General features: G+C 70.1%; 21 protein-coding genes. 10 read left to right on the top strand and 11 right to left on the bottom strand.

Features of this window, described 5'->3' with window-relative positions:
- Positions 1-79: 79 nt before the first annotated feature.
- Complete coding sequence (locus tag LR393_RS33460) at positions 80-379, bottom strand: hypothetical protein (RefSeq protein WP_231489232.1); 300 nt, start codon at positions 377-379, stop codon at positions 80-82.
- A 401-nt stretch (positions 380-780) separates the two neighbouring features.
- Here LR393_RS33460 and LR393_RS33455 point away from each other — a divergent pair, with 401 nt between their 5' ends.
- Both LR393_RS33455 and katG read left to right on the top strand, forming a co-directional pair.
- Positions 781-1,209 (top strand): Fur family transcriptional regulator, encoded by a 429-nt coding sequence (locus LR393_RS33455; protein ID WP_231489231.1) that lies wholly within the window; start codon positions 781-783, stop codon positions 1,207-1,209.
- Positions 1,210-1,233: 24 nt separating this feature from the next.
- Positions 1,234-3,462, top strand: coding sequence for a catalase/peroxidase HPI (gene katG / locus LR393_RS33450; protein WP_231489230.1), 2,229 nt, complete (start codon positions 1,234-1,236; stop codon positions 3,460-3,462).
- A gap of 97 nt (positions 3,463-3,559) precedes the next feature.
- Here katG and LR393_RS33445 read toward each other — a convergent pair whose 3' ends face one another.
- The 3 genes from LR393_RS33445 to LR393_RS33435 all read right to left on the bottom strand — a co-directional run bounded on the left by LR393_RS33445 (position 3,560) and on the right by LR393_RS33435 (position 4,717).
- Entirely contained in the window at positions 3,560-3,808 is a 249-nt protein-coding gene (locus LR393_RS33445) for a type II toxin-antitoxin system RelE/ParE family toxin (RefSeq protein WP_231489229.1), read from the bottom strand.
- Positions 3,809-3,824: 16 nt separating this feature from the next.
- Entirely contained in the window at positions 3,825-4,133 is a 309-nt protein-coding gene (locus tag LR393_RS33440; protein WP_231489228.1) for a type II toxin-antitoxin system Phd/YefM family antitoxin, read from the bottom strand.
- Positions 4,134-4,300: 167 nt separating this feature from the next.
- Positions 4,301-4,717 carry a VOC family protein gene (locus tag LR393_RS33435; protein WP_231489227.1) on the bottom strand — a complete coding sequence of 139 codons (417 nt, stop codon included), beginning with the start codon at positions 4,715-4,717 and terminating at the stop codon, positions 4,301-4,303.
- A 61-nt stretch (positions 4,718-4,778) separates the two neighbouring features.
- On the opposite strand from LR393_RS33435, the gene LR393_RS33430 reads away from it, so the two are divergent.
- Positions 4,779-5,747 (top strand): helix-turn-helix transcriptional regulator, encoded by a 969-nt coding sequence (locus LR393_RS33430; protein WP_231489226.1) that lies wholly within the window; start codon positions 4,779-4,781, stop codon positions 5,745-5,747.
- On the opposite strand, the gene LR393_RS33425 is transcribed toward LR393_RS33430, so the two are convergent.
- Together LR393_RS33425 and LR393_RS33420 are read right to left on the bottom strand one after the other, a co-directional pair.
- The gene (locus tag LR393_RS33425) at positions 5,744-6,457 is read right to left on the bottom strand and encodes a DUF6308 family protein (protein WP_231489225.1); all 714 of its coding nucleotides are present in this window, start codon (positions 6,455-6,457) and stop codon (positions 5,744-5,746) included. The two genes, LR393_RS33430 and LR393_RS33425, sit on opposite strands and share 4 nt — an antisense overlap.
- 60 nt (positions 6,458-6,517) lie before the next feature.
- The gene (locus LR393_RS33420) at positions 6,518-6,922 is read right to left on the bottom strand and encodes a PilZ domain-containing protein (protein ID WP_231489224.1); all 405 of its coding nucleotides are present in this window, start codon (positions 6,920-6,922) and stop codon (positions 6,518-6,520) included.
- A 552-nt stretch (positions 6,923-7,474) separates the two neighbouring features.
- Between LR393_RS33420 and LR393_RS33415 the strand changes: the two genes are divergently transcribed.
- From LR393_RS33415 to LR393_RS33400, 5 genes are all read left to right on the top strand, one after another.
- On the top strand, positions 7,475-7,909 hold the full coding sequence (locus tag LR393_RS33415; RefSeq protein WP_231489223.1) for a hypothetical protein: 435 nt from the start codon (positions 7,475-7,477) through the stop codon (positions 7,907-7,909).
- Between the two features lie 580 nt (positions 7,910-8,489).
- On the top strand, positions 8,490-8,618 hold the full coding sequence (locus tag LR393_RS36025; protein ID WP_269328309.1) for a hypothetical protein: 129 nt from the start codon (positions 8,490-8,492) through the stop codon (positions 8,616-8,618).
- The gene (locus LR393_RS33410) at positions 8,615-9,808 is read left to right on the top strand and encodes an MFS transporter (RefSeq protein WP_231489222.1); all 1,194 of its coding nucleotides are present in this window, start codon (positions 8,615-8,617) and stop codon (positions 9,806-9,808) included. Before LR393_RS36025 ends, LR393_RS33410 begins: the two co-directional genes overlap by 4 nt.
- Positions 9,809-9,957: 149 nt before the next feature.
- Positions 9,958-11,319: an L-lactate MFS transporter gene (locus LR393_RS33405; RefSeq protein ID WP_231489221.1), complete on the top strand. Its 1,362-nt coding sequence runs from the start codon at positions 9,958-9,960 to the stop codon at positions 11,317-11,319.
- Positions 11,316-11,462: an MFS transporter small subunit gene (locus LR393_RS33400; RefSeq protein ID WP_231489220.1), complete on the top strand. Its 147-nt coding sequence runs from the start codon at positions 11,316-11,318 to the stop codon at positions 11,460-11,462. Before LR393_RS33405 ends, LR393_RS33400 begins: the two co-directional genes overlap by 4 nt.
- A 73-nt stretch (positions 11,463-11,535) precedes the next feature.
- On the opposite strand, the gene LR393_RS33395 is transcribed toward LR393_RS33400, so the two are convergent.
- Positions 11,536-13,704, bottom strand: coding sequence for an MMPL family transporter (locus LR393_RS33395; protein ID WP_231489219.1), 2,169 nt, complete (start codon positions 13,702-13,704; stop codon positions 11,536-11,538).
- Between the two features lie 271 nt (positions 13,705-13,975).
- On the opposite strand from LR393_RS33395, the gene LR393_RS33390 reads away from it, so the two are divergent.
- Positions 13,976-14,350, top strand: a complete 375-nt coding sequence (locus tag LR393_RS33390; RefSeq protein WP_231489218.1) for a hypothetical protein — start codon at positions 13,976-13,978, stop codon at positions 14,348-14,350.
- 52 nt (positions 14,351-14,402) lie between these two features.
- The gene (locus tag LR393_RS33385; RefSeq protein WP_231489217.1) at positions 14,403-15,155 is read left to right on the top strand and encodes a VOC family protein; all 753 of its coding nucleotides are present in this window, start codon (positions 14,403-14,405) and stop codon (positions 15,153-15,155) included.
- A 60-nt stretch (positions 15,156-15,215) separates the two neighbouring features.
- On the opposite strand, the gene LR393_RS33380 is transcribed toward LR393_RS33385, so the two are convergent.
- From LR393_RS33380 to LR393_RS33365, 4 genes are all read right to left on the bottom strand, one after another.
- Positions 15,216-16,658 (bottom strand): hypothetical protein, encoded by a 1,443-nt coding sequence (locus LR393_RS33380; protein WP_231489216.1) that lies wholly within the window; start codon positions 16,656-16,658, stop codon positions 15,216-15,218.
- 388 nt (positions 16,659-17,046) lie between these two features.
- Positions 17,047-17,907 (bottom strand): sugar phosphate isomerase/epimerase family protein, encoded by an 861-nt coding sequence (locus LR393_RS33375; RefSeq protein WP_231489215.1) that lies wholly within the window; start codon positions 17,905-17,907, stop codon positions 17,047-17,049.
- Complete coding sequence (locus LR393_RS33370; protein ID WP_231489214.1) at positions 17,904-19,085, bottom strand: dihydrodipicolinate synthase family protein; 1,182 nt, start codon at positions 19,083-19,085, stop codon at positions 17,904-17,906. The genes LR393_RS33375 and LR393_RS33370 overlap by 4 nt, the downstream gene beginning before the upstream one ends.
- Positions 19,085-20,281: a Gfo/Idh/MocA family protein gene (locus LR393_RS33365; protein ID WP_231489213.1), complete on the bottom strand. Its 1,197-nt coding sequence runs from the start codon at positions 20,279-20,281 to the stop codon at positions 19,085-19,087. The genes LR393_RS33370 and LR393_RS33365 overlap by 1 nt, the downstream gene beginning before the upstream one ends.
- Positions 20,282-20,284 lie beyond the last annotated feature (3 nt).

The raw sequence follows: 20,284 nt of genomic DNA, 5'->3' as shown, positions 1-20,284 counted from the left end.
TTCCGGGGCGTGCCCGTACCTGATTCCACTCACGGAGCCTAGTCATCACCGGCTTGATGGGGACAATCGATGCTGGTCATCAGCCCGAGCTCTCGTCCACAATCCCCAGGGACTTGTTCACCGCCGTGTTCTCCCAGGTCTCGACCGGCCCGAGGAGCTTCCGGAGGAACTTGCGGTCCTTCTTGGGGAGGTCCGTGTTCACGTCCGTGGTCCAGGCCATCCGGCAGGGGCCGTCGTGGTCGAGTTCTGCGCCGCAGATCGCCGCGCCGAGAACGTCTTGAAGGGCCAGGGCCTGGGCCTGCGTGGCCAGCACCTGGATCCGTATCTCCAGAGGCCGGCGCGGATCTTCGGGGGCAGGGCTCTTCTCGGTCTTGGGCACGGATGATTCTCTCAGTACACCGAGCAGGTGACCGTCCGCCCGCCGAACGACCCGGACACCTCGGTACCGGAAATGACGCTTGCGCCTCAGGGTGCCGAGAGGGGCCGGCGCAGGGACGCGCAGGGCGTCGGCGATCGTCTGGAACGGGTTCGCCCCGGATCCGCGCTCGCGAGCCACGCCGCCGGTGGCGACGCGGATCTGCTGGTAGCCGCCGGAATCCCGGAGGCGGTTCGGAGGTTCGCGCAGAGCGATCAGCCTTGGCGAAGCACGCAACCGGGCGCCGGCCTCGGCCTGGGCGGATGTCGGGCCGGCTCAAGGTGGGCCGCCTGACCGTTCGTCTGCCCGGATTCACCCAGCCAGAAACTTGAACTACTCCAGAAAAGTGCCTTAAGGTCTTCCGCATGACGTCCGACTTCGAGGCCCAGCTGCGCTCGGTCTCGTTGCGCGTGACGCGGCCCCGCGTGGCCGTACTGACGGCCCTGCACGAGCACCCGCACGTCGACACCGACACGGTGATCAGCCTGGTGCGGGACGAGCTGCCGGCAGTGAGTCACCAGGCCGTCTACGACGTTCTGCGTGTACTCACCGAAACCCGGCTGATCCGGCGGATCCAGCCGATGGGTGCCAACGCGCGGTACGAAACCCGTGTGGGCGACAACCATCACCACGTCGTGTGCCGATCGTGTGGAGCGATCGCCGACGTGGCGTGCGCCGTGGGTCACGCCCCCTGTCTCACCGCTGCGGACGACCACGGCTTCGTGGTCGACGAGGCGGAGGTCGTCTACTGGGGCATGTGCCCCCGTTGTACGGCCGAACGCACATCTCAGTAATTGGCCAGCCCCGGAAGGATGCACATGAGCGACACCCAGAACGCGGGCGGCTGCCCCGTCGCGCACGACTCAGTGACGGCGAACGGCAGCGAGAGCGAGAACCCGGCGATCAGCGCGCCGACCCCGAAGACCAGCGCACCGCGTGCGAACCGGGACTGGTGGCCGAACCAGCTCGACCTCTCGGTGCTGCACGCGCACTCGTCCAAGGGCAACCCGCTGGGTGAGGACTTCGAGTACTCCGAGGCGTTCAAGAAACTCGACGTCGAGGCCCTTAAGGCCGACATCGTCGAGGTCCTGACCACGTCGCAGGACTGGTGGCCGGCCGACTTCGGTCACTACGGCGGCCTGATGATCCGGATGAGCTGGCACGCAGCCGGCACGTACCGCATCGAGGACGGCCGCGGTGGCGCCGGTGACGGCGGGCAGCGTTTCGCCCCGCTGAACAGCTGGCCCGACAACGCCAACCTGGACAAGGCCCGCCGCCTGCTGTGGCCGGTCAAGCAGAAGTACGGCCAGACCGTCTCGTGGGCCGACCTGCTCGTGCTCGCCGGCAACGTGGCGCTGGAGTCGATGGGCTTCAAGACCTTCGGCTTCGGTTTCGGTCGCGCCGACGTGTGGGAGCCCGAAGAGATCGTCTGGGGTCCGGAAGACACCTGGCTGGCCGACAGCCGCTACGTCTCCGACAACGAGGTGCTACCCGGTGTCGGGGCGACCGAGATGGGCCTCATCTACGTCAACCCCGAGGGCCCGAAGGGCAGCGCCGACTTCCGCGCCGCCGCGCACTTCATCCGCGAGACCTTCGGCCGGATGGCGATGAACGACGAGGAGACCGTCGCCCTCATCGCCGGTGGCCACACCTTCGGCAAGACGCACGGTGCGTCCGTGGCCGAGGTCGGCCCCGAGCCCGAGGGCGAGGCCATCGAGGCCCAGGGCCTGGGCTGGCTGAACCCGAACGGCACCGGTAAGGGCAAGGACACGGTCACCTCCGGTCTGGAGGTCACCTGGACCGACAAGCCCACCGAGTGGAGCAACCGCTTCTTCGAGATCCTCTTCGGGTACGAGTGGGAGCTGACCACCGGCCCCGGTGGCGGCAAGCACTACGTGGCCAAGACGGACGACGAGATCATCCCGGACGCCTACGACTCGTCGAAGAAGTACCGCCCGACGATGCTGACGACCGACCTGAGCCTGCGCTTCGACCCGATCTACGGCCCGATCTCCCAGCGCTTCCTGGAGAACCCGGACGAGTTCCAGCTGGCCTTCGCCAAGGCCTGGTACAAGCTGCTGCACCGTGACATGGGCCCGGTCGAGCGCTTCCTGGGCCCGTGGGTCGCCGAGCCGCAGCTGTGGCAGGACCCGGTTCCCGCGGCCGAGGGCGCCCTGGTCGGCGACGCCGACGTGGCGTCGCTCAAGGCCAAGGTGCTGGAGTCCGGCCTGTCCGTGGCCGAGCTGGTGCAGACCGCGTGGGCCAGCGCCGCGAGCTTCCGTTCGACCGACAAGCGCGGTGGCGCCAACGGTGCCCGCATCGCCCTGGAGCCGCAGAAGAGCTGGGAGGCCAACCAGCCCGAGCAGCTGGCGTCCGTCCTGGGCAAGCTCGAGGGCATCCGCGCCGAGTTCAACGGTGCCGGTGGCGCCCAGATCTCGCTGGCCGACCTGATCGTGCTGGCCGGTACGGCCGCCGTCGAGAAGGCCGCGAAGGATGCCGGCGTCGAGGTGACCGTGCCGTTCCACGCGGGCCGCACCGACGCCACGCAGGAGCAGACCGACGTGGAGTCGTTCGCGGTGCTCGAGCCGCGGGCCGACGGTTTCCGTCAGTACCTGCGTGAGGGCGAGAAGACCCAGCCCGAGGTGCTGCTGGTCGACCGCGCCTACATGCTGGGCCTGACCGCCCCGGAGATGACCGCGCTCCTGGGTGGCCTGCGGGTGCTCGGGAACAACGTGGGCGGCAACGCGGCCGGTGTCTTCACCGACAAGCCGGGTCAGCTGACGAACGACTTCTTCGTCGGCCTGCTCTCCCCGGGCACGAAGTGGAAGGCCGCCGCCGAGGGCGAGAACCTCTACGAGATCCGCGACCTGGGCACCGACGAGGTCACGTACACCGCCACCGCGGTGGACCTGGTCTTTGGCTCGAACTCGATCCTGCGCGCCCTCGCCGAGGTCTACGCCAGCGCCGACGCCCAGGACAAGTTCGTCGCGGACTTCGTCAAGGCGTGGGTCAAGGTCATGGACGCCGACCGGTTCGACCTGGCCTGATCCTCAGGTCTTTCAGTACGTCAGAAAGAACCGGTGGGCCCGGTCGATCCCTGCGGGGATCGACCGGGCCCACCGGCATTCCCCGGCCGGTACTGAATTACTGCTCTGGCTCAGGCGTGTGCCCGGTGGTTCGCACGGTCCAGACGACGATGTGTTGCCGCTCGATCGTGTAGACCACCCGATGGTCGCCCACCTGCAGCATGCGACGTTCCGGTCGGGAGGAGAAGGGGACCGGCCCGGACGAGAAGAAACCGTAAGGATCGGTCTCGAGATCGATCAGGCTCCTCAGGATGCGCAGGGCCGCAGCCCGCGAGGCCCGTGCCAGTTCCCCGCGGGCTGCGGGCATCACCAACGTCTGGTAATCACTCTGCACGAGAGACGGTTTCGCGCAGGACGGTCTCCAGGGGGACGGCTCCGGCCGGAGTCCGCCCGCCCGCTTCCCCGCTCTCGTCCTCATTCTGCAGGTGCCCGGACATCCGCTCGTCGATGATGCGGTTGATCTCGCGTTCTTCGAGCTCGAGGTAGCGCCGCAGGGTGTCGATCGGGACGAGGGCCGCCACGGGCCTGCCTCGGCGGGTGATCACGGTGGGCCGGTCGTGACAGGCCTCGTCCACCACGTCTGCCAGTCGCTCGCGGACGTCCCGGACAGACCGACGAGGTAGATCAATCATGTACAAACGGTACATCGGGTACCGGATGTACCGTGTGTACACAATCGATCAGTGCTTCGTCATGAGATCCTCCGTACCCCGAGTGCCGCGATTTCTGGGTGATTCCCGTGGGGCCTCAAGAGAAACGGCCACCGGGCCGGCCGTCGTGACATCGGTAGGTGCTGCCCTCAGCCGGCCTGCCCGAACCGTTCCTGTGCGGCCTCGGTCACCGGCGTGAAGAGGTTCACCAGGTTGCCGTCCGGGTCGCGCACGAGCAGGGAGCGGTTGCCCCAGGGCATGGTGGTGGGTTCCTGCACCACGTCCAGCCCGTCCAGTTCGCCCTTGAGGCGGTCGTACTCGGCGTCCACGTCGGACACCAGGAACTCCACGACGACCGAGCGGTTGGCGGCGGGGTCGAGGCTGATGCCGAAGGGAGCCAGGGTCGCGGTGCCGGCGACGGCCACCCGGGCGGCGGGGGTGCGCACCTCGGCGAACAGGTCGGTGGCCCAGTCGGCGGAGGTGGCGGTGATCTTCTCGTAGAAGGCGACGAGGCCGGTCACGTCGGCGGTGATGATGCGGATCGAGGCGAAGCTGGTTGTGGTCATGCCGCGACCGTACGAGGGATTCCGGACAGGATCCGCCCGGTATTCGTGATGTTCTTTCCCGATGACCCGTCCGACGTCCCGCGTACTCGCGCTGCTCGAGATCCTCCAGGCCGGGGGCACCCGCCGGGTCGCGGACCTGGCGCAGCGGCTGGACGTCGACGAGCGCACGGTGCGGCGCTACGCCGCGCACCTGGTCGATCTGGGCATCCCGGTGCAGTCCGAGCGAGGGCGCTACGGCGGGTACCGGCTCGCCCCGGGATTCCGGATGCCGCCACTCATGCTCACCGACGACGAGGCGATCGCGGTGATGACCGGCCTGGTCATCGGTAGCCGGGCCGGTCTGGTGCCGGACTCGACCGCGTCCGAGAGCGCCCTGGCCAAGCTACGGCGTGTCCTGCCCGACGCCTCCCGCACGCGGATGCAGGCGTTCCTCGCGACGGCGGCGTTCACCGCCCCGGCGGCCCGCAAACCGCCGGTGGACACCGGCGTCCTCTTGTCCCTGGCCGTTGCCGCCCACGAGATGGGTTGCGTCGAGATCGCTTACACCGACCGGGAGGGACACGCGTCCATTCGTGTGATCCAGCCGCACCACGTCGTGGGGCACGCGGGCCGCTGGTACCTGACGGCGACGGTCGAGGAGCAAGAGCGAGAGCAACGGACGTTCCGGCTGGACCGGATCTCGCGGGTCACCCGGGTGCCGGGCACCTTTGAGCCGGCACCCGACGCCGATCCGGGGGCAACGGTGCTGACGTCCCTGGCCCGGACCCCGTGGGCGCATCCGGTCTCGGTCCGGGTGCAGGGCCGCGCGGGCGACGTGACGCGGCGCCTGCCGCCCGGGCTGGCCCGGGTGGAGGAGCCGGCGGACGATCCGGGCTGGGTGCGCGTGCGGCTGAACGCGGAGCGGCTGGACTGGGTGCCGGCCCTGATCGCCGGGCTCGACCTGCCCTTCGTGATCGAGGAGCCGGCGCAGTTGCGGGAGCGGATGGCCGATCTCGCGCAGCGGCTGCTCGACTGGAGCAGTGAGGGTTAGGGCTCGGAGACGATCGCGTCGGCCGGCCCGGCCGGGTTGGCCGGGTCGGCCGGGTCGGCCTGGCGTGGCACCGATTCGCCGTCCTTGCCGAGATTCCAGGCGACGATGTCCAGGACGCGCAGGGGAGTGGTCGCCGGTTCGGAGGCGATGGTCGCCAGGGCTTCCCAGGCCGGGGCGGCCGCGGCGAGGTCGTCGCGCATGGCGGTGGCCACGGCCACGGCGAACTGGCCCCGGCTGCGGCTCGGCACTCGTTGGAGCGGGGCGTCTGTGCCCAGGTAACAGGCGCGCACCTGGTTGTCCCACAACGGGATGAAGCCGGGGCGCTTGCGATGCAGCACCTTGGCCAGAGTGGTCATCTGCACACCCCAGCGGGTGTTGTCGTCGAGCACGGCGAACAGCGGCTCGAGCAGGTTCAGGTCGGTGTCGTGGACGGACGCGTCGCGCGGGATCCGGTCCAGTGCCTCGTTGAGCACCGGCAGGCGGCTCTGCAGCCAGTAGTAGGACTCGAGGGTGGGCCGGACGTTGAGCAGTACCGGAGCGAGCAGGTCGGCGTCCTCCAGGGGACCGGTCCGCTCGCTCTCCCGGTAGCCGTCGTACGCGGGGTAGGCGTAGACGGGCCGGGTACGTTCCGCGGTGTACTGCCTCACCCAGGTCTCGGCCTTGGCCACCGAGACGCTGAACCGGCCGATCCTCAGGGCGGTGACCGCCATGTCGTTCCCCCGACGTCGCTTCGGCTGAAACCGGTGTCTCGGCAGAACACCGGCGGGGCTTCAGCGTTTGGCGTTGGCCCGCTGGGCGGCGAACACCAGGGCCCGCAGGTCGTCCTGGTGGGCGTGCCGGTGGTCGAACGCGACCACGATCGGCCGCCGGTCGCCCGGGGCGCGCCGCACGGTGCCGCCAATGGCGACGATGCGGTCGCGGGCCAGGTGCAGCTCCACCCGTACCCGGGTGTTCTCGTGCAGATGCTGGTTCAGGTGGGCGCGGACGCCGCCCTCACTGACCTCGATGGTGGCGCCGGTGGCCAGGCGGATGCCGTGGGAGTCGAGCACCACCAGCGGCACCCGCACCATCTCGCGGACAAAACGCCGGCGCTGGGTGGGCGCCTCGACGGGGGAACGGCCGGTCCGTCCCGCGGACGTCCGGTCGTTCTTGCGCGGCCAAGGCACCAATTTCACGGCTGTTCCCTTCCGGTCGGAGGCTGCTTGTCTTCCGCCGGTGGTCACGACGGGAGGCACACTGCTCGCCTGACGACGACGGAATGCCCGACCCCCCAAAGCTAACACCGCTGAGTGTCAAGTAGGTGACTGTGGGTCACAGTCAGTGGGTTGCGTCATGCATCCGGAGTAGCGCAGACGGGGAAGCGTGCGCCGGCCGGTGGACGCAGGGTGGCGCCTTCCCGGGGCGGGCCGGGTAACGATCGCGATTGTCCGGGAGCCGACTGAAAACCCCTATGGTCGGGGGCTGATCGCCTTCCGGCCGCGGTAGCGCTCTGGTGGGGTGTGACCGCGCTGAGTATTTTCCGGATGGTGTCCAAATCATCAATGCCAACACGGTGTTTCACGCTGCGTCATTCTTTCGCCAAAGCGGCCCCAGAAGTTGACCGAGCCGGGGCCTGCTGTGCGAAGGTTCGCGCTGTAGGCCAGCAAATGCCCGGATTAGGCTGGCCGTTCGAGGCTCGGGGAGGGCCGTCGCAAGTGCGTGCGCGTGTAAGCAGGAAGCTGTCTGTTGTGGGGATGGTGCTCCTGGCTCTGGCCGGCTGTGGGCAGGTCCAGGAGAACCAGGCGCGGGTGAAGGTCGAGGACACGTACGCCCAGGCGTCCGGGGTGAAGCTGCCTCTGCCGACGACGATGCCCGGCGGTTACCAGCTCAAGCGGATCTGGTCGGTGGCGAGCATCTACGACGGCAACGGGGATCTTCAGTCGATCGCCCGCAGCGCCGAGTTCACCGGCCCCAGCGGCACGGTGCGGGTCTGCACCGAGATCATCGACATCCCGGGTGACCTGTGCCCGGACTCGAATGTCGGCATCACCAGGGACGACAAGAAGAACGGTCTGCGCCGGACCGTCTACATCGACTCCCCGACCCCCGACACCGATGTCGAGGCGGTCTGGGGCAACGTGAAGTACTCGGCCTCGCCGAGCGACTGGGGCTGGCTCGGCTGAGTCGCGTCACCGGAGGTGATGCACGGCCGGTCAAGACGCTGGCAGGCCGTGCATGATCACCGCGGTTGCCCGTCGATGACGGTCTGAAGAATCTGCGCGGCCTCGGCAAACCGGTCGGGGCCCGGCGCGGTAGCCCCTGCCGCAGATCTCGCAGGTGGGTACGCCATCCGGGCCGGGTGACCACGTCGAGTGCGGCGGCCTGCAAAACACCGCTGACGTACAGTCCTTCCGCCCCCCGGTCGGCGGCGATCCGGTCCCGCACGCGCCCGCGGGCGATCACGGCACCGATGCGCAGGGCGGGCGACAGGCTCCTGGTCAGCGAGCGCAGGTAGATGACGTGCCGTTGTCGTCGTGCGCGGCCAGCGGACGGGGGCCGGAGTCGATGGGGCCCAGTCGTCCTCGAGCAGGAGAGCCCCGTGCTCGCGCACAGCGCCCGGCCGGGGCCGACCACCGATCGGAAGCCCGAGCTGAGCCCGCTCTGCGTGCCCGGCAGGATCGTGGTCTGCCCGGTACGCCGGAGGGAAACCGCTGCGTAATGCTTGAGTAACCTCAGGGACCGGCGGGTTCGGGAGAGGGGATCATGGACGTGGGCGCGTACGTGTGGGTGGGCAGCCGGCAGTTCCAGCGTTGCGGCGAGGTCTTCCGGACCGCGGACGACGTGCGCCGGGACGTGCTCGCCACCCCGGACACCACCACGGACCCGACGTGACCCGCGTCCACCCGGTCCTGCTCGCGTCCCTCCTCATCGACTCCCTCGGATCGGGCACGGCCGGGCCGATGGTGCTGCTGTACTTCCACCGCGTCGCCGACCTGCCCCTGGCCCAGGTGGGACTGCTGGCCAGCGTCGCCGCCACGACCGGCCTGGTCATCCCACTCTTCGCCGGGAGCCTGGCCGACCGCTTCTCACCCCGTGCCCTGGTCGTGGCCGGGCAGCTCATCCAGGCGCTGGGCTACATCCTGTTCCTCGTCGCCCGTGACCCGGTGCCGATCTTCCTCGCGTTCGTCCTGTCGACCGCCGGGCTGCGGGTTTTCTGGGCGACCTTCTTCTCCATGCTCGCCGGACTGCCCCTGGTGCTGTCCCGGGAACGCCTGTTCGCCATGACCGGCATGACCCAGGCCGTCGGGTTCGGCGTCGGGGCCCTGATCGGTGGGCTGCTCGTCGCGCACGGCTCGGTGCCGCTGTTCCAGGTCGCCCTGGCGTTCAACGTGGCCTCCTACCTGGTGGCCGCCGTGCTCCTGCTCCAGGTACCGATGACTCTCACCGTCCCCGCCGCCGTGCGGCAGTCCGGCCTCAGATCCCTGCTGCACGACCGCGCCTTCCTCGGCCTGATCGTGGTCGACGTCGGCTTCGCGATCTGCAGCGACGCCCTGATGGTCGGCCTGCCCATCGCCGTGAAGGAGGGCGGTATCGCCCACGTCGCCGTGCTCGGGCCCCTGCTGGCGCTCAACACCCTCGTCATCGTCACGGCGCAGCTGTTCGTCGCCGACCGCCTCGGTGGCTTCTCCCGTGTGCAGGCTCTGGCCGCCGCCGGCGGACTCTGGTGCTTCTGGGCCCTGGCCATGGCCGTTCTGCCGGTCCGGTCGCTGATCTTCTCCTCGGTCATGCTCGCCGTCCTCGTGCTGGTCTACTGCCTGGCCGAGATGATCCACGCCCCGGTCGCCCAGGCCCTGGCCGCCGACGCCGCACCCGCCCAGCACCGCGGCATGTACCTGGCCGGTTTCCAGTACGGCTTCGCCATCGCCAGTGTCGTGGTCCCGGGCGCCTTCACGGCCCTCTTCGCCGTCGGCCACGCCGTGCCCTGGCTGGCGCTCGCCGGATTGGCCGCCGCGACCGCCGGCGGGGTGGCGGTGGTCGGGCGCTTCCTGCCGGCCGGCGCGGTGAGACCGGTCGCCGTCTAGGGCAACTGGCGTATCGGTCGTGGTGGCCACTTCCTCAAGGGGCAGGAACCGAACGTTCTTCGGTTCGGCTGCCGCATAACGGGACGAAAGTCTCTTACCTGTGCAAGCCTGATGCCCGTCAGCCCGATGGTGAGCCGGAGAGCGAGCGCATGCCCAGTTTTCTTGACCGTGATCGAACGATCGCCCCGCCGGGGTACAACCGGTGGCTGGTCCCGCCGGCGGCCCTCGCGCTACACCTCTCGATCGGTGAGGTCTACGCCTTCAGCGTGTTCAAGACCCCGCTGGTCACCCACTTCGACTCCAGCCTGACGGCGATCGGGATCATCTTCTCGATCGCGATCGTCATGCTCGGCCTGTCCGCCGCGTTCGGGGGCACCTGGGTCGAGCGCAACGGCCCGCGCAAGGCCATGACCGTGTCGATGGCCTGCTGGGTGACCGGGTTCCTGGTGGCCGCGCTGGGTGTGGCCACCGATCAGCTCTGGCTGGTCTACCTCGGGTACGGCGTGATCGGCGGCATCGGCCTGGGCATCGGTTACATCTCGCCGGTGTCCACGCTGATCAAGTGGTTCCCCGATCGTCCGGGCCTGGCCACCGGCCTGGCGATCATGGGCTTCGGCGGTGGCGCGCTGGTGGCCTCGCCGCTGACGAGCCGGCTGCTGGACGCCTACGCTGACAAGCCCGAAGACGCGATCGCCCCGACCATGCTGACCCTCGCCGCGATCTACGTGGTGCTGATGTCGCTGGGGGCCTGGGTAATCCGGGTTCCCGCGGAAGGCTGGACGCCGCCGGGCTTCTCCTCGGGTGCGGCCGTCGTCGCGGCGGCCCGGCGCCCGGGGCTCGGGCACGGCGCACCCGCGGACCTCACGGCGAATCAGGCCATCCGCACCCCGCAGTTCTGGCTGCTGTGGACGGTGCTGTTCTGCAACGTCACGGCGGGCATCGGCATCCTCGAGCAGGCGTCCCCGATGATCCAGGACTTCTTCTCCGACGTGGATGCCACCGAGGCCGCCGGCTTCGTGGGCCTGCTGTCGCTGTGCAACATGGCCGGGCGCTTCGTCTGGTCGACGACGTCGGACCGCATCGGCCGCAAGCCGATCTACGCCATCTACCTGGGCATCGGTGCGCTGCTGTACCTCGTGCTGGCGTTGTCGGGCACCTCGGGCGTGGGCCTGTTCATCGTGACGGCCTGCGTGATCCTGAGCTTCTACGGCGGTGGCTTCGCGACCGTCCCGGCCTATCTGAAAGACCTTTTCGGGGGCCTGCAGGTCGGCGCCATCCACGGCCGTCTGCTGACCGCCTGGTCGGCGGCCGGGGTGGTGGGCCCGCTGGTCGTGAACCGGGTGGCCGATCACCAGGACGCCGCCGGCAAGTCCGGCGCCGACCTCTACACCCTGTCGTTCCAGATCATGGTGGGCATTCTCGTGGTCGGCTTCGCCGCCAACGCCCTGGTGCGGGCTTTGCCTCAGAGCAGCGCCGTGTCCGCCGAAACCCCGGTAGGAGAGCGTAAATGAAGGACGACGTGAGCACCCCAGCGGCCGCCTCAGCCCCCGCTTCGGTCCAGGGGGCGGCGATCGCCCTGTGGGTCGTGGTCGGCGGCCTGCTGGCGTACGGCATCTGGGAGACCGTGCAGAAGGTCTCGGCCCTGTTCGGCTGAGTGCGGCCCGGTCTGATCAAAGGGCCGGGCGGGACAGAGATGTCCCACCCGGCCCCTGATCAAGGACGCGGTGTCAGGACACCGGGTCGTTGTGCGGCTCCAGCGGTGCGTCCGCTCCCACGGTCGGGTGCGCCGGGGGAGCGGTGTCGGAGTGCCCCGGCCACCAGGCCGCGTGCCCGAACAGCGCGGTGAGCGCGGGGACGAAGAACATGGCCATCACGCCCGCCGCGATGATGATGCCGAACGACACCGCGAAGCCCATGGTCAGCAGCAGCGAGTTGCCCGCCAGCATGAGCGAGGCGAAGGTGCCGGCCAGGATCACGCCGGCCGCGGCCACGGTCGGCCCGGCGTGCCGGACCGCCTGCGCGGCAGCCTCTCTCGGTTCCTTGCCCTCGCGGGCCTCTTCCCGCAGCCGGGCCACCATGAGGATGTTGTAGTCGGTGCCCAGTGCCACCACGAACAGGTAGATGTAGATCGGCAGCAGGAAGATCAGGCCGTCGTTGCCCTTGATCATCTGGAAGACGATGACCGCGGCACCGAGTGTGGCCGCGAAGCCCAGCCCGACCGCGATCATCAGGTACCAGGGCGCGACCAGACTGCGCAGCAGCACCATCAGAATGAGCAGGATGATCAGGGCGGCCACCGGGAACACGACCTTGTAGTCCCGGTTCATCGCGGCCTGGAAATCGACGAAAACTCCGGAGGTACCGGCCACGTAGGCCACGGACCCCTCCGGTGCGGCCTGGTCGGCGGCCGGGCGCAGCCGGTCCTTCACAGTCTCCAGCGCCCGGGTCGAGGCCGAGTCGGAGTCCAGGATCGTCATGACCAGCGCCGTGCTCGGATCGGTCGGCGAGAGGGTCGTCGCGCTGACCTGACCGACCCCGTCGACGGCACCGATCGCGTCCGCAAAGGTCTTGACCGCATCTTCTGTGAGCGCCGTGCCGCCGGAGGCGTGCAGCACGATCGGCGTCGGGTCGGTGGCACCCGCGCTGAAGCCCTTGGCCTCCATCGTGGCGGTGGCCTGGGCGGACTCGACGTCGGAGGCCGAATTGCTGTCGGCCAGGTCGAAGGTCGGGTTGAACAGCAGCGCGAACACCGCCAGCACCAGCAGGAAGGCGCCCGAGACGCTCGCGTACCGCACCGGGTGCCGCCCCAGGGACGCCCCGACCCGGGCGAAACGCGTGCCGGTGGGCTGCTCGCGCCACTTCTTCGAGGGCCAGAACAGCGCCCGGTTCAGCAGCGTCACCGCGGCCGGCACCAGGGTCAGCGCCGCCAGCAGGGTCACCGCCACCGCGACGGCCAGCGACGGGCCCAGCGACCGGAAGATACCCAGCGTCGACAGCACCAGGGTCATGAACGCGACGAACACCGCGCCACCGGCCGAGGCGATCGCCTCCCCGGCGTGCTCGATCGAGTAGGCCACGGACTCGCGGTGCTCCTGGCCGTCGCGCCGGGCCTCGCGGTAGCGGAACAGGAAGAACAGGATGTAGTCGGTGCCGATGCCGAACAGCACCACGATCAGGATGACGCTGGTGGACGGGTCGTGGTTGAGGTCGAACGCCTTCTCCACCATCGCGATCAGGCCGCCGGCCACCACCGACACCAGGCCGACCAGCACCACCGGCATGAAGGCGATGAGAACGCTGCGGAAAATTCCTCCGAGCAGCAGGATGATCAGGCCCAGAGTGGCGAATGTGACGATGATTTCGGCGTTCTGGCCGGACTGGGTCTGGTCGTACCCCTGGGCCAGTGAGCCCGTGACCCCCTCGTCCAGACCGGTGCCGTCGACCGCCTTCCCCAGGGCTTCACGCAGGTCGGCGACCTGGTCGAGATCTTCCTGGTCCTGACCCGTGACCCCTTGTGCCAGGCCGATGTTGACGATTGCGACCTGATTCGTCGGGGAGGGGACCGGTGCGTCCACCGAGCCGAACGCGTCTCCCAATTTCAGGCCCTTACCGATCTCGGCGATCTTCGCCAGATCGGCCCCGGTCAGCGCGGCCCCGTCGCCGCGGTCGAAGACGATCGTCGCCCCGGACTGCTGTTGCTGCGGAAAAGCCTTCTCCAGCAGCTCATAACCCTTGATGGACTCGTACTTGTTCGGCAGGAAGTCGGCCTGGTCGGTCGTCGCGGTCACCGTCGGCGCGAGCACCACCGACAGCACGGCGAAGACGACCCAGCCGAGGATCACCCACCACGGCCTCCGCGACACCAGCTGCCCGAGCCCTCTGAATACGCGTGTCACTGCTTACCCCTCCGTCGCACAACGTGGTGCGGTCACTGGCCGGGTCGGTGATGAGCGTCGTCGTCCTGCGAAAACCGACAACTGACGGACGAATTGCGCGCCGAACGCCCACCTCGAGCCGAGAATCCCCATGCGTAACCCGGCGACCCTACCCAAACCCGCGCGCGCGTCGCGCGCGATTAAACCGTGGTCACCTCATCTCCAGGATGGCATTAGCCGATGCTGTGAAGGTTGCCGTGAGGTGACAGGAATTCCCCCCATCATGGTGCCCGTGAAGCAGTCTCTTGTCGCCGGCGTGCTGGGCACCGTCGCCCTCCTGGTCACGGGCGGTCTCGTGCACGGTCATCACCAGTCCGACGCCGCCGCCCGGGCGGCCCTGACGCAGTACCGCCGGGGCACCGGTGACACCGAGGTCTCCGTCGCCTGGACCGACGGCTGGGACGACTGCGCCGTCGTCACCCTCCAGGACGGTCAGGGGGTGGAGGTGGCCAGCGTCGTGGTGCAGCGGTCCGGTTCGGGCTGGAGCATCGGGCGTTCCACCCAGGAGAGCGACGTCTCCTTCGACTCCGACGACATCGGCAGCCAGGACGAATGCCTCGAACTCGCCCGCTCCCTGGGCCCGATCGTCAACGGGGCCCCGGCCTGAACCACGGCGTTTCCCGTGGCGGACGAGCCCCGACCTGGGCAGGATCGGGGAAATGACCTCCACGACGCAGGTATCGCCCGTCTCGCCCGCGATCGGCTCGCTGCGGGCGGTGGCCCTGGACGCCCCCGACATCGAACGCCTGGCCACGTTCTACCAGCAACTCGCCGGGTGGTACCGCGTGCCCGGTGACGACGGCGACTGGATCAGCCTGACGACCGACGACGGCTGGCGGATCGGCCTGCAGCAGGCCCCTGGCCACGAGCCCCCGCAGTGGCCCGACCCGGACCGCCCGCAGCAGGCCCACCTGGACCTGCGGGTGCCGGACATCGACGCGGCCGCCGCCCGCGCCCAGGAACTCGGCGCCACCCTGCTGCGTCGCAACGAGCGCTGGCACACGTTAGCCGACCCGGCCGGCCACCCCTTCGACCTGGCCCTGAACCCGGACGATCCCCGCATCACCCTGGCCGGGGTCATGCTCGACTGCCCCGACGCCAAGGGTCTCAGCCGCTTCTACGCCCGGCTGCTCGGCAAGGCGGTGACGTTCGAGGCCGACGGGATCGCCATGATCGGTGAGGACGGCTCCCAGCCGGTGATGTTCCAGCAGATCGAGCCGTACACCGCGCCGGGCTGGCCGGATCCGGCCCACCCCCAGCAGATCCACCTCGACGTGATGGTCGAGGACGTGGACATCGCCGAGAAGGCTGCGCTCGAGGCCGGGGCGACCTCGCTGGGTGCGTCCGGGCCGGACTGGCGGGTCTACGCCGATCCGGCGGGCAAGCCCTTCTGCCTGGTCTGGGAGAACTGACGGGCCGACGGGGCCGGTCACCTTCATGATGGAGGACGCCCGGCACGCCGGGTCCGGGGGTCACCGGGCTTCGCTGCCGCCCGGCGCCGGGCCGAACTCGCTGCGTCGTTCCCGCAGGGTGCTCGCCAGTTTCTTGACCCCGACCGGCACGACGCCCCGCACCCGGCCCTCGCCGTAGTAGGGCACCGAGTAACTCACCCGGGCGCCACCCAGCGCCCGTGACCGCACCAGGGCGTCGGCGCGGGCGTCGGCCATCGCGGCCTTCATCTCGGGCGCCGCCGACTTCGTCGAGCAACCCACCGTGCGGGCCTGGCTCGTCGTGAAGGTGACGACGGCGCTGCATCCGCCCACGCCCTTCTTGCCGTCGACCTCGAAGGTGGCCGTCAGCGCGACCCGGGACGCCGCGTCCGCAGTCACCTTGACCTGGTACGAACAGGTCGAGAGCGTGCACTTGACCTTCGGCCGGCCCAGGGCCAGTCCGGCCTCCCCGTCCAGCACCTCCGTCAGCGCCCGGCCCCGGTCGAGCAGCTCGTCGTACGCGTCGCCGACCTGCCCGGTGCTCAGCTCGGCCAGGTTCACGCCCGCGAACGCGGCCACGGCCGGGCCGCCCGACGTGCGGGGCCGGGAGAACGAGACGACATCGGTCTGGCCGGTCCGTGCGCTGCCGGCCGTGTCCGGCCCGGCCTCCTGACCGCTCTCGCCCGTCAGCAGCTCGACCGGCAGGTGCAGCAGCTTGTGCGGGGACGCCTCGGTCACGTACACCGCCCCGGCACCGGTCATCGCCATCAGCGCCGGGGTGCCCTCGAACGTCACCGAGGTGTTGGACGCACCCGAGGACGGCTCGGCCGTGGAGGGTGCGGCGGAGTCCGTCGGCGGCGTGAAGTCGGCGTCCGCGCCGTTGAGCCCGGCCAGGATCCGCCGGCTCAGTGCCTCCGGGGAGTCGGGCACCCGGGCATCGACGAAGAGACCCGCGTAGGCCACATCTCCTAGCCGGACCCAGGACTTGCCCGTCGTCGTGGACGCGTAGGGCAGGAGCCGGCTCACCGTGGCCGCATCCAGTTGCGCATAGGTGACGCCGTCGGTGCGGATGATCGGGTACCTGGTGAAGCGGGCCTCGAACGTGCCGGTGAAATCGCCGTACCGGGAGAGCTTCACCTGGTACGTGCCGTCGTCGTAGTCGATCCCGGGCGCGGCGCCGAGCGAGTTGGCGGCCTCCAGGAACGGCGCTCGCAGTTGCTCGGCCGAGGGGCCGTCGTCACCGGAGGAACCCTGCACGGCGACGAACGCGATCCCGGCGACCAGCAGGAGTGCCACCAGGCCGCCCAGACCGCCCAGGACCAGGCGCTTGTTCCGGCCGGACATCGGGGCGGGGGCCGCGGCGCCCCAGACGGGCCCGGAAGTGCTGGCCGGGCCGGGAGTGCTGGCCGGGCCGTAACCGTTGGCCGGGCCGGAACCGGTGCCCAGGACGGGGCCCCAGTGCGGCGGGGGCGTGGACGGTGCCACCCGGGGGGTGAAGAGCGACGGATCCGGTTGACCGGGTCCGGTGTTTCCTTCCGGCCGCTGCCAGAGGTCCGCCCCCGACGCCGCCCCCGGATCGCCCGGTTCCCGCTGACCTGCATCCTGCTGATTCACGAACCGCCCCAGAGCAACGCGTCCTCGGGGCATAAAACCGCAGATGCCCCCACTTCGGGCGGGGAGACTAGCAGGTACCCACCCTGGGGCCGCGTGCGGCCACCTCCAGGACGGTACCGGTGAGGGACGCGCGTCTTCCATCGGAAGCGGCAGGGTGATGGCCACGAGGGTTGTCCACCTACCGGTGACCGTTCACGAGACGGTCCCGCTGCCGTTCGGGGCGAGGGCGGGTGCCCGAAAAGTAACGGAATATGGACCGTTACAACCCTGGTCCGATGCTCTCGCCGAAGGCCTTCGCGGTGCGGGCCGCGACCTGACCCGGATCGGCGTCCCAGATCTCCTGGTTGAAGATCTCCACCTCGATGTCGCCGGTGTACCCCGCCTGCCGTACCAGGCGGGTGAAGGACGCGAAATCGATGTGCCCGTCGCCCATCATCCCGCGCGAGAGCAGGGCGTCCCCGGGGAACGGGGTGATCCAGTCGCTCACCTGGTACGAGGCGATGCGGCCCTGCGCGCCGGCCCGGGCGATCTGGGCCGGTAGTGCCGGGTCCCACCAGACGTGGAAGGTGTCGACGACCACGCCCGCGACCGGGGCCGGCAGATCGGCGACCAGGTCGAGCGCCTGCCCGAGCGTCGAGATCACGCCCCGGTCGGCCGCGTACAGCGGATGCATCGGCTCGACGGCCAGCACCACCCCGACCCCGGCGGCGTGCTCGGCCAGTTCCCCGACGGCTTCGGCGGCCCGCCCCCGGGCGGCGGCCAGATCGCGGTCACCCTCGGGCAGACCGCCCGCGACCAGCACCAGCACCGGCGCCGAGCCGGGAGCGCCGGCCTGCGCCAGCGTGGCGATCTCGTCGATGGCCCGGCGGTTGTCGTCCAGCGCCTCCCGCCGCAGGTCGGGGGAGGGCGCGGTGAAGAAACCGCCCCGGCACAGGCTCGACACCCGCAGACCGGAGTCGGCGACCATCCGCGCGGCCTGCGCCGGCCCGACCGCGGCGACCGGTTCGCGCCACAGCCCGATCGCGTCGATCCCGGCCCCGGCGGTGACCGACAGGGCCGTGGCCAGGTCGGCGTACTTGATCGTGGCCTGGTTCAGCGACAGGCGGGACAGATGGCTCATGCCCCCACCACCGTCGGCACGGCCACTCCGTGCAGTCCGAGAAAACGGTTCCAGCGGTGGGCCGCCAGTTCCGGATCCTCGAGGGCCCCCACGGTGCCGGCCAGCTCGACGAGCTGCGACAGGTGCGGCAGACCCCGCGCCGCGTGCAGCCCCCCGACCATGGTGAACGCCGGCTGGTGCCCGTTCAGCCAGGCCAGGAAGGCGATCCCGGTCTTGTAGTGGAACGTCGGCGCCTCGAACACGTGCCGGGCCAGCGCTTGCGTCGGATCGAGAATGCGGTGGTAGGAATCGGTGTCGCCGGCGTCCAGCGCCTGCACGGCGGCGGACGCGTGCGGTCCCAGGGCGGCGAACGCTCCCAGCAGGGCGTCGGAGTGGCGCACCCCGTCGCCCGCGATCAGCCCGGCGTAGTGGAAGTCGTCACCGGTGAACATCGCCGCACCGGCGGGAAGCTGCGCCCGCAGCGAGATCTCGTGCCCGGCGTCGAGCAGGCTCATCTTGATCCCGCGGACCTGCGCGGCGTTCTCGGTGATGATGCGGGCCACCACGCCGATCCGCCCGGCCACGTCGAGCTCCGGCCCGAAGTACCCGGCCAGCTGCGGGTCGAAGGCCTCGCCGAGCCAGTGCAGCACCACCGGGGATCCGGCGCGGGCCAGCACCTCCCGGTACACCCGCTCGTAGTCCGCCGCCGACGTGGCCGCCCGGGCCAGGTGCCGCGAGGCCATCAGAACAACCCCGGCGCCGTGCTTCTCGGCGTGCTCCAGCTGGTCCAGGTAAGCCGCGACGACCTCGTCGAGGGAGACCACCTCGTCCTTCAGGTGGTCGGTGTTCACCCCCACCACCAGCGCGCCACCCGCCGAGGCGGCCTCGGCGGCGCTGCGGGCGATCAGCTCCCGCACCGCGACGGGATCGAGCCCCATGTTGCGCTGCGCGGTGTCCATCGCGTCGGCGACCCCGAGGCCCCACGACCAGAGGTGACGCCGGAACGCCAGGGTGGCGTCCCAGTCGATGTCGGCGGGGGCGCCGGGGACATTGTCACCGGCCACCCGGGGCACCACGTGGGCGGCCGCGTAGACCACGCGTGACCTCAGAGGGGATTGAGGACGCGTGAACTGGCGGACGTCGCCCAGCTCCCGGTTCCCGGTGGTCCCGTCGGCGGCCAGGGTGCCGATCAACGGCATCAGAGGGACCCCACCGTCTGGGCGCCGGGGCTCACGTCCGTACCGCCGGTCTCCAGCGGCGCCAGCTCGATGCGCCGGCCGGTGCGCGAGCTCTCCAGCCCGGCCTCGGCCAGCCGCACGCCGCGGGCCCCGGCCAGCAGGTCGAAGTGGTACGGGGCGTCTTCGGCGACGTGGCGCAGGAACTGCTCCCACTGCTCGCGGAAACCGTTGCCGAACACGTCGTTGTCCGGTACCGGCGCCCAGTCGGCGGCATAGTCGTGAGTCTCGGCCAGGTCGGGGTTCCAGACCGGCTTCGGCGTGGCCGTACGGTGCTGGGCCCGGCAGCCGAACAGCCCGGCCACGGCGCTGCCGTGCGTGCCGTCGACCTGGAACTCCACGAGTTCCTTGCGGTTGACCCGCACCGCCCAGCTGGAGTTCAGCTGCGCCACCACACCACCGGCCAGCTCGAACACCGCGTAGGCGGCGTCGTCGGCGGTGGCCGGGTACTCCTGCCCCTGCTCGTCGGTGCGGCTGGGCAGGTGCGTGACGGCCCGCGCGTACACTGCCTCGACCGGTCCGAACAGGTTCTCCAGCAAATAGTTCCAGTGCGGGAACATGTCCGCGACGATGCCCCCGCCGTCTTCGCTGCGGTAGTTCCAGCTGGGCCGCTGCGCGGCCTGCCAGTCGCCCTCGAACACCCAGTAGCCGAACTCGCCGCGGATCGACAGGATGCGCCCGAAGAACCCGGACTCCACCAGCCGGGCGAGCTTGCGCAGGCCGGGCAGGTACAGCTTGTCGTGCACCACGCCGTTCTTGACCCCGGCGGCCCGGGCCAGCGCGGCCAGCTCCAGGGCCTCGTCCAGGGTTGCGGCGGTGGGCTTCTCGGTGTAGATCGCCCGGCCCGCCGCGATCGCCTTGCGCAGGGCCGGGACCCGGGCGCTGGTGATCTGGAAGTCGCCGTAGACGCTCCACCGCGGATCGCTCAGGGCAGCGTCCAGATCGGTCGTCCAGTCGTCGATGTCGTGCTTCTTCGCGATCTGCGTGAGCTTGCCCTCGCTGCGCCCGACCAGCAGTGGCTCGACCTGGACCCGGGTGCCGTCGGAGAGCAGGACGCCGCCGTCCTCACGGATCGCGAGGACCGAGCGCAGCAGGTGCTGGCGATAGCCCATGCGCCCGGAGACGCCGTTCATGATGATGCCGATGGGGTCGTGTGCCATGCC

This window comes from Kineosporia mesophila (assembly GCF_021129235.1).
GTDB lineage: Bacteria > Actinomycetota > Actinomycetes > Actinomycetales > Kineosporiaceae > Kineosporia > Kineosporia mesophila.
Note: the sequence above shows the minus strand (reverse complement) of the source record. Positions and strands in the feature narration are given on the sequence as shown.

Coding starts and splice junctions, on each gene's coding strand:
- LR393_RS36025 (WP_269328309.1), top strand. CDS start 8,490: ATGGACGTGGGCGCGTACGTGTGGGTGGGCAGCCGGCAGTTCCAGCGT.
- katG (WP_231489230.1), top strand. CDS start 1,234: ATGAGCGACACCCAGAACGCGGGCGGCTGCCCCGTCGCGCACGACTCA.
- LR393_RS33385 (WP_231489217.1), top strand. CDS start 14,403: ATGACCTCCACGACGCAGGTATCGCCCGTCTCGCCCGCGATCGGCTCG.
- LR393_RS33400 (WP_231489220.1), top strand. CDS start 11,316: ATGAAGGACGACGTGAGCACCCCAGCGGCCGCCTCAGCCCCCGCTTCG.
- LR393_RS33425 (WP_231489225.1), bottom strand. CDS start 6,457: ATGGCGGTCACCGCCCTGAGGATCGGCCGGTTCAGCGTCTCGGTGGCC.
- LR393_RS33440 (WP_231489228.1), bottom strand. CDS start 4,133: ATGATTGATCTACCTCGTCGGTCTGTCCGGGACGTCCGCGAGCGACTG.
- LR393_RS33370 (WP_231489214.1), bottom strand. CDS start 19,085: ATGCCGTTGATCGGCACCCTGGCCGCCGACGGGACCACCGGGAACCGG.
- LR393_RS33455 (WP_231489231.1), top strand. CDS start 781: ATGACGTCCGACTTCGAGGCCCAGCTGCGCTCGGTCTCGTTGCGCGTG.
- LR393_RS33445 (WP_231489229.1), bottom strand. CDS start 3,808: ATGCCCGCAGCCCGCGGGGAACTGGCACGGGCCTCGCGGGCTGCGGCC.
- LR393_RS33430 (WP_231489226.1), top strand. CDS start 4,779: ATGACCCGTCCGACGTCCCGCGTACTCGCGCTGCTCGAGATCCTCCAG.
- LR393_RS33365 (WP_231489213.1), bottom strand. CDS start 20,281: ATGGCACACGACCCCATCGGCATCATCATGAACGGCGTCTCCGGGCGC.
- LR393_RS33435 (WP_231489227.1), bottom strand. CDS start 4,717: ATGACCACAACCAGCTTCGCCTCGATCCGCATCATCACCGCCGACGTG.
- LR393_RS33405 (WP_231489221.1), top strand. CDS start 9,958: ATGCCCAGTTTTCTTGACCGTGATCGAACGATCGCCCCGCCGGGGTAC.
- LR393_RS33375 (WP_231489215.1), bottom strand. CDS start 17,907: ATGAGCCATCTGTCCCGCCTGTCGCTGAACCAGGCCACGATCAAGTAC.